The 13,700-nt window shown below is 64.4% G+C and carries 9 protein-coding genes; 4 read left to right on the forward strand and 5 right to left on the reverse strand.

The window, feature by feature from the left end:
• Positions 1–118: 118 nt before the first annotated feature.
• Complete coding sequence (locus ACWPWQ_RS00110) at positions 119–1,522, forward strand: sigma-54-dependent transcriptional regulator (protein ID WP_454008710.1); 1,404 nt, start codon at positions 119–121, stop codon at positions 1,520–1,522.
• A 212-nt stretch (positions 1,523–1,734) separates the two neighbouring features.
• Here ACWPWQ_RS00110 and ACWPWQ_RS00115 read toward each other — a convergent pair whose 3' ends face one another.
• The 3 genes from ACWPWQ_RS00115 to ACWPWQ_RS00125 all read right to left on the reverse strand — a co-directional run bounded on the left by ACWPWQ_RS00115 (position 1,735) and on the right by ACWPWQ_RS00125 (position 3,492).
• Positions 1,735–2,598 (reverse strand): hypothetical protein, encoded by an 864-nt coding sequence (locus ACWPWQ_RS00115; RefSeq protein WP_454008711.1) that lies wholly within the window; start codon positions 2,596–2,598, stop codon positions 1,735–1,737.
• A 99-nt stretch (positions 2,599–2,697) separates the two neighbouring features.
• Entirely contained in the window at positions 2,698–3,033 is a 336-nt protein-coding gene (locus tag ACWPWQ_RS00120; protein ID WP_043132774.1) for a hypothetical protein, read from the reverse strand.
• Between the two features lie 117 nt (positions 3,034–3,150).
• Positions 3,151–3,492, reverse strand: coding sequence for a DUF2956 domain-containing protein (locus tag ACWPWQ_RS00125; protein WP_319917088.1), 342 nt, complete (start codon positions 3,490–3,492; stop codon positions 3,151–3,153).
• A gap of 252 nt (positions 3,493–3,744) precedes the next feature.
• Between ACWPWQ_RS00125 and ushA the strand changes: the two genes are divergently transcribed.
• A complete protein-coding gene (gene ushA / locus ACWPWQ_RS00130) occupies positions 3,745–5,415 on the forward strand; it encodes a bifunctional UDP-sugar hydrolase/5'-nucleotidase UshA (RefSeq protein ID WP_342058799.1) in 1,671 nt (556 codons plus the stop codon).
• A 207-nt stretch (positions 5,416–5,622) separates the two neighbouring features.
• Here the strand turns inward: ushA and ACWPWQ_RS00135 are convergent, their stop codons facing one another.
• Positions 5,623–6,474: a Tim44 domain-containing protein gene (locus ACWPWQ_RS00135; RefSeq protein ID WP_454008712.1), complete on the reverse strand. Its 852-nt coding sequence runs from the start codon at positions 6,472–6,474 to the stop codon at positions 5,623–5,625.
• Positions 6,475–6,900: 426 nt separating this feature from the next.
• On the opposite strand from ACWPWQ_RS00135, the gene dnaB reads away from it, so the two are divergent.
• Together dnaB and alr are read left to right on the forward strand one after the other, a co-directional pair.
• Positions 6,901–8,295 (forward strand): replicative DNA helicase, encoded by a 1,395-nt coding sequence (dnaB, locus tag ACWPWQ_RS00140; RefSeq protein ID WP_005330482.1) that lies wholly within the window; start codon positions 6,901–6,903, stop codon positions 8,293–8,295.
• Positions 8,296–8,442: 147 nt separating this feature from the next.
• Positions 8,443–9,516, forward strand: a complete 1,074-nt coding sequence (gene alr, locus ACWPWQ_RS00145; RefSeq protein ID WP_454008713.1) for an alanine racemase — start codon at positions 8,443–8,445, stop codon at positions 9,514–9,516.
• Between the two features lie 151 nt (positions 9,517–9,667).
• On the opposite strand, the gene putA is transcribed toward alr, so the two are convergent.
• Positions 9,668–13,621, reverse strand: coding sequence for a trifunctional transcriptional regulator/proline dehydrogenase/L-glutamate gamma-semialdehyde dehydrogenase (gene putA, locus ACWPWQ_RS00150; protein WP_454008714.1), 3,954 nt, complete (start codon positions 13,619–13,621; stop codon positions 9,668–9,670).
• Positions 13,622–13,700 lie beyond the last annotated feature (79 nt).

The raw sequence follows: 13,700 nt of genomic DNA on the forward strand, positions 1-13,700 counted from the left end.
GAGCCGTTTTTACTTGTGTCGCGCCAGTATGGGCGAGAGAAAGCTGGGGGGACCGTCTTGAGTGTGTGGCGGCTAGCCCCCAGAATAGACAACAAAATCAATCGCAAGGATGGATCTCGTGGCTGAAAGCAAACCCCGTGTCCTGCTGGTGGAAGATACCCGCAGTCTGGCCGTCGTCTATGAGCAGTACCTGGTTCAGGATGGCTATGAGGTGCTGCTGGCCGATTGCGGCCAGCAGGCACTGGCGCAGTTGCTGGCCAGCCCGCCTCCCGTTGTGCTGCTCGACCTCGAACTGCCCGACATGTCCGGCATGGCCATACTGCAGCAGATCACCGAGCAGCAACTGCCCTGCTCGGTGGTGGTGATCACCGCCCACGGCTCGGTGGACGTGGCGGTGGAGGCGATGCGCTGCGGTGCCTTCGATTTCCTGACCAAGCCGTTCGACGGCAAGCGGCTGTGCGCCACCGCCCGCAACGCCTACAAGCATCAACAGCTCAGCTCGCTGGTGGCCCAGTATAGGGAGAACTTCGAGCGCAGCTCCTTTGCGGGCTTCATCGGCGCCTCCATGGCGATGCAGGCTGTCTATCGCATCATAGAGAGTGCGGCGCCGAGCAAGGCGACCGTCTTCATCACGGGGGAGAGCGGCACCGGCAAGGAGGTCTGTGCCGAGGCCATCCATCAGTGCAGCCCGCGCCGGGATCAGCCCTTCATCGCACTCAACTGCGCCGCCATTCCCCACGATCTGATGGAGAGCGAGATCTTCGGCCATGTGAAGGGAGCCTTTACCGGCGCCCAGGGAGATCGCAAGGGGGCGGCCAGCCTGGCGGACGGCGGCACCCTCTTCCTCGACGAGATCTGCGAGATGGATCTCGACCTGCAGAGCAAGCTGCTGCGCTTCATCCAGACCGGCACCCTGCAGCGGGTCGGCAGCGGCAAGGTGGAGACGGTGGACGTGCGCTTCGTCTGCGCCACCAACCGGGATCCCCTGGTGGAGGTGAAGGCGGGGCGTTTTCGCGAGGATCTCTACTACCGGCTGCACGTGATCCCGCTCTCCCTGCCCCCCCTGCGCGAGCGCGGCGAAGACATACTGCTGCTGGCCCGCGACCTCCTGCTGCGATATGCCAAGGAGGAGCACAAGCGCTTCCGGGATTTCGATGCCGACGCCGTGCGGGTGCTGCTCGATTACCCCTGGCCCGGCAACGTGCGCGAGCTGCAGAACGTGGTGCGCAACATAGTGGTGCTCAACGATCGCGAGCTGGTGAGCAAGGATATACTGCCACCGCCGCTCAACGGCGGCCGTGCGCTCCCCATGCCTGCCCCTGCCGCACCCCCCGAGATCCTGGCCGAGCCCGTGTCGACCCCGCTGCCGGTACGCCCGCTCTGGCTGGTGGAGAAGGAGGCCATAGAGCAGGCCATCGCCAGCTGTGATGGCAACATCCCCAAGGCGGCGGCGCTGCTTGAGATCAGTCCCTCGACCATTTATCGCAAGAAGCAGGGGTGGGAAGAGGCGAGCCTGGCCTAAGGCTTAAGGCTGAAGCACGGCTGGGCTCAGGTCTTTCCTTATCTGTCGCAAGAGGCAGGGCTGGGAAGAGGCGAGCCTGGCTCAAGGCTCAAGGCTCAAGCACGGCTGGGCTCAGGGCTTCCCTTATCTGTCGCAAGAGGCAGGGTCGGGAAGAGGGGGTCTGGTCTGAGTGACGGGCGGCGCGGGCCGCCCGCTCTTTTTGTGATCCGCCGTCAGAGCTTGGCGAGGCGCTTGAGCCTGGCCAGCCGCTCCGCCTCGTTGGCCTGCAGCCAGCCATCCCGCGAGAGCAGGAACCAGGCGCGGGCGAAGTATTCGGGGGCGGCCGGATCGTCCAGCATCAGGCCGTTCTCCCCCAGCTCCTCGAACACATAGCCATCTTCCGGCGCGCTGGCCTCGGCCATGTCGGCTTTCAGCTGGCTCAGCTCGGCCATCGCCTGTTCGTGCCATCCCTGGGCCCGGCTCAGCCGTGCCAGGCTCCAGCGGGCGATAAAGGCCTTGCTCTGGTTGTTGTGTTGCTGGTGCCAGGCCAGGCACTTCTGCTGGCAGGCTCTGGCTTCCTCCAGGCGTCCCAGCTCGAACAGGGTCCAGCCCTGATTGTTGTAGAGGCTGGGCAGCCAGCCGCGCACCTTATCGTCGGCACTGCGTTCGGCCAGGTCCATGGCCAGTTGATGCCAGCGGCTCTGCTCCTCCAGCGGGGCGGCGATGGCCACCATGTGGGCCGCATCTATGGCGAGTCCTGTCTCCCCCAGCTTGAGCCCGAGTTGCCATCCCTGCTCGAACAGTGTCCTGGCGCTGGCCTTGTCGCCGGCGGAGTTGAAGGTGCGGCCGCGCTCCAGCAAGGCGCGCAGCCGTGCTCGCGGGGTGCTGTCGGTGAGGCGGGGTTCTATCTCGTCGAGCAACTGGTGCGCCTGTGCAAACTGGCGCTGCAGGGAGTGGGTGCGGGCCAGCTGGGTCAGCAGCTCCAGTTCGTATTGCAGGTCGTCCTGCGCCTCTTCGAGCAGGCGTCGAAAACGCAGGGCCGTGGCGGCGGGATCCTGGTAATCCCACTGCGCCATGAAATCGTGCGGATTGTTCATCTGGCCTCCTTGCCGGTTATCCGCCCACCAAGATGCCTGAAGGCCATTGTTTGTACAAGAAAGGGAGAGCCTCTTGAGTCAATGCCAACGGCCCGCCGGTCAGTAGACCATGGCCAGGCTCATCAGCATCAGGCCGAGGGCGGCGAAGGCCCCCTCCTTGATGGCCAGGCGCGGCACCAGCGCCTTGGGCAGCGCCGGGAACAGGCAGAGCGCGAAGCCGAGCCCCGGCATCAGCCAGTGAAAGCCGGGGCTGCGCAGGCTCGGGTCTGCCGCCCCATTGATGACGATGAGCAGGATGAAGAGGGTGAAGGCGGGCAGGATAAACCAGCGGGCGTTGCCGGCGGCGACCGCTCGCAGGGGAGAGATGCGATAGAGCACCAGGGTCACGATAAAGAGGACAAGGGGGGCCAGCAGATAGAGGGGGGCCGGGTTCATGATGGGGGTCTCCAGACAACGGGGGTAAGAGTGTAAGCAGCCGGGGCAAGGGATGACCAGCGCCCCGGCCCCGGGCTGTGAGGCCGATCCCAGGGCAAAGGTTTGCCAGGCAAGGGGTCAGCGCAGCCAGATCCAGGCACAGCCAAAGGCCAGCCAGCTCAGCACCAGCAATACCCATGGCAACGGGTGCTGGCGGCTGATCTCGACAAGCTCTATCTCATGGACCTCTTCCTCCTGCTCGCCCTGCTGTGGCTGTTTCGCCCTGGCTTGCTGCTTCTTCTGGCGGCTCGCCTCCCGGGCCCGTGCCTTCATCTGTTTCTTGTATTCGTCTATGCCCTTCTGAACCCCCTGGGCGATCAGCTGGGTCTGCTCCTTGGTCTGCCCCGGCTTCTGGTTGGCGCGGGCGATTTTCATCGCCTCCTGCTGGGTCTCGGGGGAAATCTTGTCGTACTTTGCCATTCACGGCTCTCCTTGGCATCGATTGGCGGGAAGTATGCCATAACTGTTTCCGGCAGGCTGCCATCCCTGCGGGCGAAATGAGGCGGCAGGCGATTGGCTCGTGATGAAAATATGAGGAGACAGGTTGCGTGGGTGATCACATTTGGCGGAATTTGTGAGTCACCGATGAAAAAGCGTCACATGTTGTTTGTTATATTACCGCCCGATCCTGGATAGGGTCGTCCAATAACAAAATAACAAGGTGATATGGAAATGAATTATAAATTTGTCAAAGGAACTGTCGCGCTGGCTGTGCTGGCCGCGCTGAGTGGCTGTAAAACCTCAAGCAATGAAAGCGTCGCCCCCTGCACCGAAAACATCTGCAAGCTGACCATTCTGCACACCAATGATACCCACGGTCGTTTCTGGCACAACGACAAGGGCGAATATGGCATGGCCGCCCAGAAGACCCTGGTCGAGCGCCTGCGTGGGGAGGCCAAGGCGGCTGGCAGCGAGGTGCTGGTGCTCTCCGGTGGCGACGTCAACACCGGGGTGCCGGAGTCGGATCTGCAGGATGCCGAGCCGGACTTCATGGCCATGAACAGCATCCGCTACGATGCCATGGCGGTGGGCAACCACGAGTTCGACAACCCCCTGAGCATCCTCGAGAAGCAGCGTGAGTGGGCCAAGTTCCCCATGATCTCCGCCAACATCTACGACAAGGCCAGCGGCAAGCGCTACTTCGACCCCTACAAGGTGTTCAAGCTGGAGAACGGCCTCAAGGTCGCCGTGCTGGGCCTGACCACGGAAGACACTGCCCAGCTGGTGGACCCCAACAACGTCCAGACCCTGGAGTTCCGCGATCCGACCACGGAAGCGGCCACTCTCGGCAAGCAGATCCGCGACGGCAAAGAGGCGAACCTGGTCCTGGCCATTACCCACATGGGTCACTACGAGAATGGCCAGCACGGCAGCAATGCCCCCGGGGATGTGGAGATGGCGCGCGCGCTGCCGGCCGGCACCCTGGATGCCATCATTGGCGGTCACTCCCAGAACCCGGTCTGCATGGAGCCGGGCACGCCGGACAAGTACGCCGACTTCAAGCCGGGTGACGACTGCCTGCCGGATCAGCAGAACGGCACCTGGATCATGCAGGCCCACGAGTGGGGCAAGTATGTGGGCCGCGCCCAGTTCGACTACCAGAATGGCAAGCTGACCCTGACCCAGTACGACCTCATCCCGGTCAACCTCAAAGACGCTGGCGGCGCCTTCATTCAGGAAGAGATCACCAAGGATCCCGAGCTCTACAACACCCTGCTCACCTATCAGGAGAAGGGTCAGCAGGAGCTGGGCGTAGTGATAGGCTCCACCGACGGCGTGCTGGACGGCGAGCGTGCCAATGTGCGCAACAAGCAGACCAACCTGGGTCGCCTCATCACCACGGCCACCGCCGAGAAGCTGAGCACCGACTTTGGCATCGTCAACTCGGGCGGGGTACGTGCCTCCATCGCGGCTGGCGACATCAGCTATCGCGACGTGCTGACGGTGCATCCGTTCGGCAACACGGTCAACAAGGCGACCATGAGCGGCAGCGAGCTGGCGACCTATCTGGGCCAGGTGGCGACCAAGACGGTCAACACCGGCGGCTACGCCCAGTTTGGTGGCATCAACATGGCGGTGGACTGCCAGGCCAAGAGCGTGACCATCACCAGCGTGGGCGGCAAGGCCTTCGATCCGGCGGCCAGCTACAGCTTCTCCATCCCGAGCTTCAGCGCGGCCGGTGGCGACGGCTATCCGAAGATCAACACCATCAACGCCGGTCTGGTGGATGCCGGGGTATTGAAGGAATATATCGCGGCGAAGAAGACCATACAGGTGGCCGATTATCAGCCGGCCGGCGAGGTCAGCTATGTTAATTCCGCCTCGACGGATGGCTGCAAATAATCCAGCGGCCCTGGGCCAATAACAAAAGAGAGGCAGCCATGGCTGCCTCTCTTTTTTATTTTCGAGGTCATCAACAGGGGCTGATGGCGATTATTCCCGGCCCCTCGCAAGGCAGGGGGAATATTCCATGAGCCGCAGTGATGAGTGCGACGGCAATAAAAAGGCGACCCTGAGGTCGCCTTCATCATGCTTGCCGGACGGGCGTGCTTAAAGCTGCTCGATGCCGACGATGTGCCAGGGGGCATTGTCCTTGGCCAGGTTGCGCTCGAGGTGCCACACCTCCTTGATGTCCTCCTCGACCTGCTCCTGACGGTCCATGTAGCGACCACTGAAGCGCACGCTGACCTGGGCCCAGTCGCTGCCGTAGTCGGCACGCACCAGCTGGGTGTCCACATACATCACCTCGGTGTGCTGCTCGCCGGTCAGTTCGGCGCGCTCGGCCTGGAGGTGCTGGAACAGTTCCGGGCTCACGTACTCCCGTACCTTCTCCAGATCGTTCTTGTTCCAGGCCTCTTGCAGGGTGCGATAGTGATCGCGGGCACCGGACAGGAAACCGTTCATGTCAAAGCCTGGCGGCAGGCGGAAGGGGACGTCGCTGTCGGCAAAGCCGGTCGCCTGCGGGGCGCCGTGGCTCTGTTCGAACTGCTGCGGCGCCGACGGTGGCTGATAGCCCGCATAGGCCGCCTGGGGTGGGATCGCCGCCGCCTTGTTCTTGCGCAGGGCGCGGATCAGGAACACGGCACCGAGCGCCAGCAGGGCGATCAGCAGGAAGTCCATGCCCTGCAGGCCTTCGAAGGCGCCACTGCCCAGCAGGTAGGCGAACAGGCCACCGGCCAGCAGGCCGCCCAGCAGACCACCCATCATGCCGCTCTTCTTGGGCGCCGCAGCCAGGGTCGGGTTCTTGCCATTCACGGGAGCTGCAGTCGGAGCCGGTTGGGCCGGTGCCGTCTTGTAGCTCTTGCCAAAGGATTTGCCGCCACCAAATTTCTTGGCCTCGGCGATGGGTGCCCCAAGGCCGATGGCCAGGATCACGGCAAACAGGGTCAGCATCTTTTTCATTTTGACTCTTTCACTCTCATGTAGGTGGGGGCATGCTCTGCTTGTGCAAGCTTAGCGAGGCGCATGGCAGGCTGCCGGTCCCTTTTTGTGTTGCAGCTTGCGGGTATGATTAACATGTCTGGCATGAATTATTCATGAACAGATTGCCCCTCCCGGGGGCACCAAGGAGGATACCCATGAGAAACAGACGACCGAGTCGTTCGGTGCGCAGGCTGCGCAACAAGCTCAAATCCAAGGCGAAGGATCAGACCCTGGTCTGGCCCTTCCTCGTGCTGTGAGGGGCAAGGAGGGCCCCAGGAGCCGATGAGCCGGCCACCCGAAAGCAGGCTGGCCACCGGATGAGGTGAATAGCGCGCATTAGCGCTCGCGATGGCGGGGTTTCTTTTGTAAAATTCCCGTCCCCTTCCCGCTGCGGTTTTTATGTGTATGGCAGAGCAAGTGACGGCGAAAAAAGACGCCAAGACACAACAGCTGAAAGTTCCCCCCCACTCTTTTGAGGCCGAGCAGTCCGTACTGGGCGGCCTGATGCTGGACAACGAGGCCTGGGATCGGGTGGCCGAGCGGGTGATCGACAAGGATTTCTACAGCCGTCCCCACCGCCTGATCTTCCAGGCCATGACCCGCCTCTCCAATGCGGGCAACCCCATCGATCTCATCACCCTGCAGGAGGAGCTGGAGCGCTCCGAGCAGCTGGAAGAGTCCGGTGGCTTCGCCTATCTGGTGGAGATCGCCAAGAACACCCCGAGCGCCGCCAACATCAATGCCTACGCCGAAATCGTGCGTGAGCGGGCCGTGGTTCGGGAGATGATCTCGGTCGCCAACGAGATAGTCGAAGCGGGTTACGAGCCCCAGGGCCGCACCTCCGGCGATCTGCTGGATCTGGCCGAGAGCAAGGTGTTCCAGATTGCCGAGCAGCGCTCCAGCGCCAACGAGGGCCCGCAGCCTCTTAAGCTGATCCTCGAGCAGACGGTCGACAAGATTGAGGAGCTGTTCAAGACCCCTCACAACGGGGTGACCGGGGTCTCCAGCGGTTATGGGGATCTCGACAAGATGACCGCCGGCCTGCAGCGCTCGGACCTCATCATAGTCGCGGCCCGTCCCTCCATGGGCAAGACCACCTTTGCCATGAACCTGTGCGAGCACGCGGCCCTCACCGCCGACAAGCCGGTGCTGATCTTCTCCCTCGAGATGCCCTCCGAGCAGATCATCATGCGTATGCTCGCCTCGGTGGGGCGCATCGACCAGACCAAGGTGCGGACCGGCCAGCTCGACGACGAAGACTGGGCGCGCCTCTCCTCCACCATGGGGCTCTTGCTCGAGAAGGGCAAGATGTACATAGATGACGCCTCCGGCCTGACCCCGACCGACGTGCGCTCCCGTGCCCGGCGCATCGCCCGCGAGCACGGCGGCCTCTCGATGATCATGATCGACTACCTGCAGCTGATGCGGGTACCGGCGCTCTCTGACAACAGAACCCTGGAGATCGGTGAAATCTCCCGCTCCCTCAAGGCCCTGGCGAAAGAGCTGCAATGCCCTGTGGTGGCGCTCTCCCAGCTGAACCGAAGCCTGGAGCAGCGGGCCGACAAGCGGCCGGTCAACTCGGATCTGCGGGAATCCGGCTCCATCGAGCAGGATGCGGATTTGATCATGTTCATCTACCGCGACGAGGTGTATCACGACGACAGTCCCGACAAGGGGATTGCCGAGATCATCATCGGCAAGCAGCGTAATGGCCCCATAGGTCGGGTGCGCCTCACCTTCCAGGGCCAGTTCTCCCGGTTCGACAACTATGCCGGCCCGGCGTTTGACGATGACTACTAAGCGGGAGCGAACCGCTCCCAGATGACAAGACACAGTTTTCCCGGTTCGACAATTCTGCCGGTCCGGCCTTAGACGATGACTATCAAGGGATGACACCACTCGGTGCCTGGCGCAGGTGCGCCATCATGCCCTCGTAAGGGAAAACAGATGAAAGCGGCTATTGCCCAAATCGATACCTCGGCCCTGCGCCACAACCTCGCCGTGGTCAAGCGCCACGCGCCTTCCTGCAAGATCATCGCCGTGGTCAAGGCCAACGCCTATGGCCATGGTCTGCTGCCGGTGGCCCGCACCCTGGTGGATGCTGACGCCTATGCGGTGGCCCGCATCGAGGAGGCGTTGATGCTGCGCTCCTGCGCCGTGGTCAAACCCATAGTGCTGCTGGAAGGCTTCTTCTCGAGCGCCGATCTACCGGTGCTGGCGGCCAACAACCTGCAGACCGCGGTGCACACCTGGGAGCAGCTCGAGGCCCTGGAGCAGGCGGAGTTGCCGGCTCCCGTGGTGGCCTGGCTCAAGCTCGACACCGGCATGCACCGGCTCGGGGTGCGGGCCGAGGAGATGCCCGCCTTCATCGAACGGCTTGGCAGGTGCAAGAACGTGGTGCAGCCGTTCAACGTCATGACCCACTTCAGCCGCTCCGATGAGCTGGAGCAATCCACCACCCGCGAGCAGATCGACTTGTTCAGCAAGTTGACCGCCCCCCTCAAGGGCGAGCGCGCCATGGCGAACTCGGCGGGCATCCTGGCCTGGCCGGACTCCCACTGCGACTGGGTGCGTCCCGGCGTCATCCTCTACGGCGTCTCCCCCTTCCCGAACACGGTGGCGGAGGATTACGACCTCAAGCCGGTGATGACCTTGAAGACCCAGCTCATCGCGGTGCGGGATCACAAGGCGGGGGAGCCGGTGGGCTATGGCGCGAACTGGGTGTCGACCCGGGATACCCGGCTCGGTGTCATCGCCATCGGCTATGGCGACGGCTACCCGCGCATGGCACCCAACGGCACCTCGGTGCTGGTCAATGGCCGCATAGTGCCCCTGGTGGGCCGGGTCTCCATGGACATGACCACGGTGGATCTCGGCCCTGACGCCACCGACAAGGCCGGTGACGAGGCCGTGCTCTGGGGCGAGGGCTTGCCGGTGGAGCGGGTCGCCGAGGAGATAGGCACCATTCCTTACGAGCTGATCACCAAGCTCACCTCCCGGGTGTTTATGGAGTACGTTTAACCCCCTCATCCCCAACCCTTCTCCCGCGAGGGGAGAAGGGAGAACAAGAAGGCCGCCCCGACAAGGGCGGCCTTTTTCATGCGCGTGTTCCGTGGGCGAAAGAACAAGCCCCGCATAAGCGGGGCCTGGGTTTTCAGTTACTGCGTGGCGCTTAGCCTATGGTCATCAGGCTGGCGTTGCCACCGGCGGCGGCTGTGTTGACCGAGAGGGCGTGCTCGATCAGCAGCCGCTCCAGGGGGATGTCGGTCTCGCCACGGTGCAGGCCGTGCACGCCGACGATGGCGCCAGCACGGGCGGCGGCCAGCTTGGCCACTTCCCGCAGCTGATCCGAGTCGCCGTGGTGCAGCAGGGCATCGAAGCCGATGTCGCTGCTGGCCCAGTCCGCAACCAGCTGGATACGTGCCTGTACCTCGCCGGGCAGGCTGGTCAGCAGGGTGCGGTTCTGGGCATTGTCCTGCCACAGCACTTGCGTCCCGACGGCCAGACAGGCCGCCAGCTGGGCCAGCAGATCCGTTTTGGCTTCTTTATCGTCGGCGGCCAGGCAGAGCACCCGCTCCCGGGGCAGCAGGCTGTAGCTGTTGCGCTCGCCGGTGGGGCCGACCAGCTGTTGGGTCAGGCCGCTCAGCGCCAGCTCGCCGTAGCGATCGCACAGGGCCACCAGTGCCGGGGCCTGCTTGCCCGCCCAGCCACGCAAGGCCAGCAGCGCCGGTTTGGCGGCCTCGGCTTGCGGGGTTGCACCCGGCTCCTGGCGAAGCTGGCTGGCCACCGCCTCCTGCGGACGCGCTCCGAGCAGACGGTACATGTAGAGCGGACCACCCGCCTTGGGACCCGTGCCGGAGAGCCCTTCGCCGCCGAACGGCTGCACCCCGACCACGGCGCCCACTATGTTGCGGTTGACGTAGAGGTTGCCGACCTTGGCGGTGTTGACCACCTGGGCTATGGTCTCGTCGATCCGGGTATGGACCCCCAGGGTCAGGCCGTAGCCGCTGTCGTTGATCTGCGCGAGCAGCTCGCCGAGTTTGGCACGGGGGTAGCGCACCAGGTGCAGCACCGGGCCGAACACCTCTGGGCCCAGCTCGTCCAGGCTGTCTAGCTCGATGAGCGTCGGCAGCACGAAGGTGCCGCGGTTGCAGGCGCCCTCTTGGGTGCGGGCAATCTGGTGCACCCGGCGACCCTTGTCCCCCATGGCCTTGATGTGGCGCTCTATGTTGGCCTTGGCCTCGACGTCGATGACAGGGCCTATGTCGGTGGAGAGGTGCTCCGGGCTGCCGACCTTGTACTCGGCCATGGCACCCTTGAGCATGCGGATCACCCGCTCGGCGACGTCGTCCTGCACGCACAGCACCCGCAGGGCGGAGCAGCGCTGACCGGCGCTGTCGAACGCCGAGGAGATGACGTCCATCACCACCTGCTCGGTGAGAGCGGAGGAGTCGACGATCATGGCGTTCTGGCCGCCGGTCTCGGCGATGAGCGGAATGGTGCGGCCCTGGGCGTCGAGGCGACCGGCCAGGTTGCGGGAGATGATGCCCGCCACCTCGGTGGAGCCGGTGAACATGACGCCGCGCACTCGTTCGTCCGCGATGAGCGCCGCGCCCACGGTTTCACCGCGGCCCGGCAGCAGCTGCACCGCACCGGCGGGGACGCCGGCCTCACGCAGGATGCGCACCGCCTGCGCCGCGATGAGGGGAGTCTGCTCGGCAGGCTTGGCGAGCACCGTGTTGCCGGCCGCGAGCGCCGCACACACCTGACCGCTGAAGATGGCCAGCGGGAAGTTCCAGGGGCTGATGCAGACCACGGGGCCGAGCGGTCTGTGACTCTCGTTGGCGAAGTGGTTGCGCGCCTGGGCGGCGTAGTAGCGCAGGAAGTCCACCGCCTCGCGCACCTCGGCGATGGCGTTGGCGAAGGTCTTGCCGGACTCGCGCACCAGCAGGCCCATCAGGGGTTGCAGCTCGGATTCCATCAGATAGGCGGCGCGCTCCAGCACGGCGGCACGCTCGGCCGGCGGGGTGGATTGCCAGATCTGGCCGCTGGCCAGGGCGCAGGCGAGGGCCTTGTCCACCAGCTCTACCGTGGCTTCGCTCACCTGGCCGACGACATCGCGGTGATCCGCCGGGTTGACCACCTGCTGGAACTCGGTCGGCGCCGGCACCTCGGTACCCAACATGGGCAGGGCCTGATAGGCGGTGTTGGTGCTGGCGAGCAGGGCGGCGGACAGCGATCCCAGACGGTGTTCGTTCGCGAGGTCCAGGCCGGCGGAGTTCGGACGGGCTTCGCCGTACAGCTCACGGGGCAGGGGAATGCGCGGGTGGGGCAGACCCAGGCTGCCTTCACGGGCGGCCATCTGCTCGATCTGCTGCACCGGATCCTGCACCAGATCCTGCAGGGAGATGCTGTTGTCCGCGATGCGGTTGACGAAGGAGGTGTTGGCTCCGTTCTCCAGCAGGCGGCGCACCAGGTAGGCGAGCAGGGTCTCGTGGCTGCCGACCGGTGCATAGATGCGGCAGGGGCGACCCAGCTTGCCGTCGGCCACCTTGCCGACCACCTGTTCGTAGAGCGGTTCACCCATGCCGTGCAGGCACTGGAACTCGTACTGGCCCGGGTAGTAGTTCTGCCCCGCCAGCTGGTAGATGGCCGACAGGGAATGGGCGTTGTGGGTGGCGAACTGGGGATAGATGGACTCGGGCACCGCCAGCAGCTTGCGGGCGCAGGCGAGATAGGAGACGTCCGTGTAGGGCTTGCGGGTATAGACCGGATAGCCTTCGAGGCCGTCCTGCTGGGCGCGCTTGATCTCGCTGTCCCAGTAGGCGCCCTTCACCAGCCGGATCATCAGGCGGTGACGGCTGCGCTTGGCGAGATCGATGACGTAGTCGATCACATAGGGGCAGCGCTTCTGATAGGCCTGGATGACGAAGCCGATGCCGTTCCAGTCCGCGAGAGACGGGTCGAAGCAGAGCTTCTCCAGCAGGTCGAGGGAGATCTCCAGCCGGTCGGCCTCCTCGGCGTCTATGTTGATGCCGATGTCGTACTGCCTGGCGAGCTGGGTCAGCCCCAGCAGGGTGGGGTAGAGCTCCTCCATGACGCGATCGTACTGGGCGCGGCTGTAGCGCGGGTGCAGGGCTGAGAGCTTGATGGAGATGCCCGGGCCCTCATAGATGCCGCGGCCATGGGAGGCCTTGCCGATGGCGTGGATGGCCTGCTCGTAGGAGGCGAGATAGCGCTTGGCGTCCTCCTCGGTGAGGGCCGCTTCCCCCAGCATGTCGTAGGAGTAGCGGAAGCCCCTGTTTTCCATGTTGCCCGCGTTCGCCAGCGCCTCGGCGATGGTCTCGCCGGTGACGAACTGCTCCCCCATCAGGCGCATCGCCATGTCCACACCCTTGCGGATCAGCGGCTCGCCCCCCTTGCCGATCAGCCCCTTGAGGGAGCTGTTGAGGCCAGCTTCGTTGTGGGTAGCCACCAGCTTGCCGGTGATGAGCAGGCCCCAGGAGGCGGCGTTGACGAACAGGGAGGCGCTCTGGCCCAGATGCTGGCTCCAGTTGCCACCGCTTATCTTGTCGCGGATCAGGGCATCGCGGGTCGCCTTGTCGGGGATGCGCAGCAGCGCCTCCGCCAGACACATCAAGGCCACCCCTTCCTGGGAGGAGAGGGAGAACTCCTGCAGCAGCCCCTGCACCAGGCCCTGACGGCCGCTGGCGCTCTTCTGGTTGCGCAGCTTCTCGGCGATACTCATGGCGAGCTTCTGGGTCGCCTCGGCCTTCTCTTTGGGCAGGCGGGCCTGCTCCAGCAGCATGGGCACGGCCTCGGTCTCGGGGCGACGATAGGCGGAGGTGATGGCGGCACGCAGCACGGACTGCGGCAAGATGCTCTCGGCAAACTCGAGGAAGACCTGGATCCCCTGCTCGGTCAGGGTCTCGATGGCCTCTTCCCCGGCGGCAGCAGCCAGACCGGACTGCTCGGGCGGGGTCAGGCCGCGCTCCAGCTGCTCCAGATAGGTGAAGATCGCCTGCTTGATCAGCCAGTGGGGGGTGCGATCCAGGGTCTGGGCGGCCTGCTTGAGACGGTCGCGGGTCGCTTCATCGAGTTTAACGCCGAGGGTGGTAGTGGCCATGGGACTTCCTGTGTCTAGAAGGTAACAATATTACCGGACGGTTAAATTTTGCCGAGAATGGCGCAACCAGGTGCAACCT

Source organism: Aeromonas sp. Marseille-Q7275 (genome assembly GCF_965119515.1).

Bases quoted from the DNA above. Each gene is read 5' to 3' on its own strand.
- alr (WP_454008713.1), top strand. From the start codon at position 8,443: ATGAAAGCGGCTATTGCCCAAATCGATACCTCGGCCCTGCGCCACAAC.
- ushA (WP_342058799.1), top strand. From the start codon at position 3,745: ATGAATTATAAATTTGTCAAAGGAACTGTCGCGCTGGCTGTGCTGGCC.
- dnaB (WP_005330482.1), top strand. From the start codon at position 6,901: ATGGCAGAGCAAGTGACGGCGAAAAAAGACGCCAAGACACAACAGCTG.
- ACWPWQ_RS00125 (WP_319917088.1), bottom strand. From the start codon at position 3,492: ATGGCAAAGTACGACAAGATTTCCCCCGAGACCCAGCAGGAGGCGATG.
- ACWPWQ_RS00115 (WP_454008711.1), bottom strand. From the start codon at position 2,598: ATGAACAATCCGCACGATTTCATGGCGCAGTGGGATTACCAGGATCCC.
- ACWPWQ_RS00135 (WP_454008712.1), bottom strand. From the start codon at position 6,474: ATGAAAAAGATGCTGACCCTGTTTGCCGTGATCCTGGCCATCGGCCTT.
- ACWPWQ_RS00120 (WP_043132774.1), bottom strand. From the start codon at position 3,033: ATGAACCCGGCCCCCCTCTATCTGCTGGCCCCCCTTGTCCTCTTTATC.
- putA (WP_454008714.1), bottom strand. From the start codon at position 13,621: ATGGCCACTACCACCCTCGGCGTTAAACTCGATGAAGCGACCCGCGAC.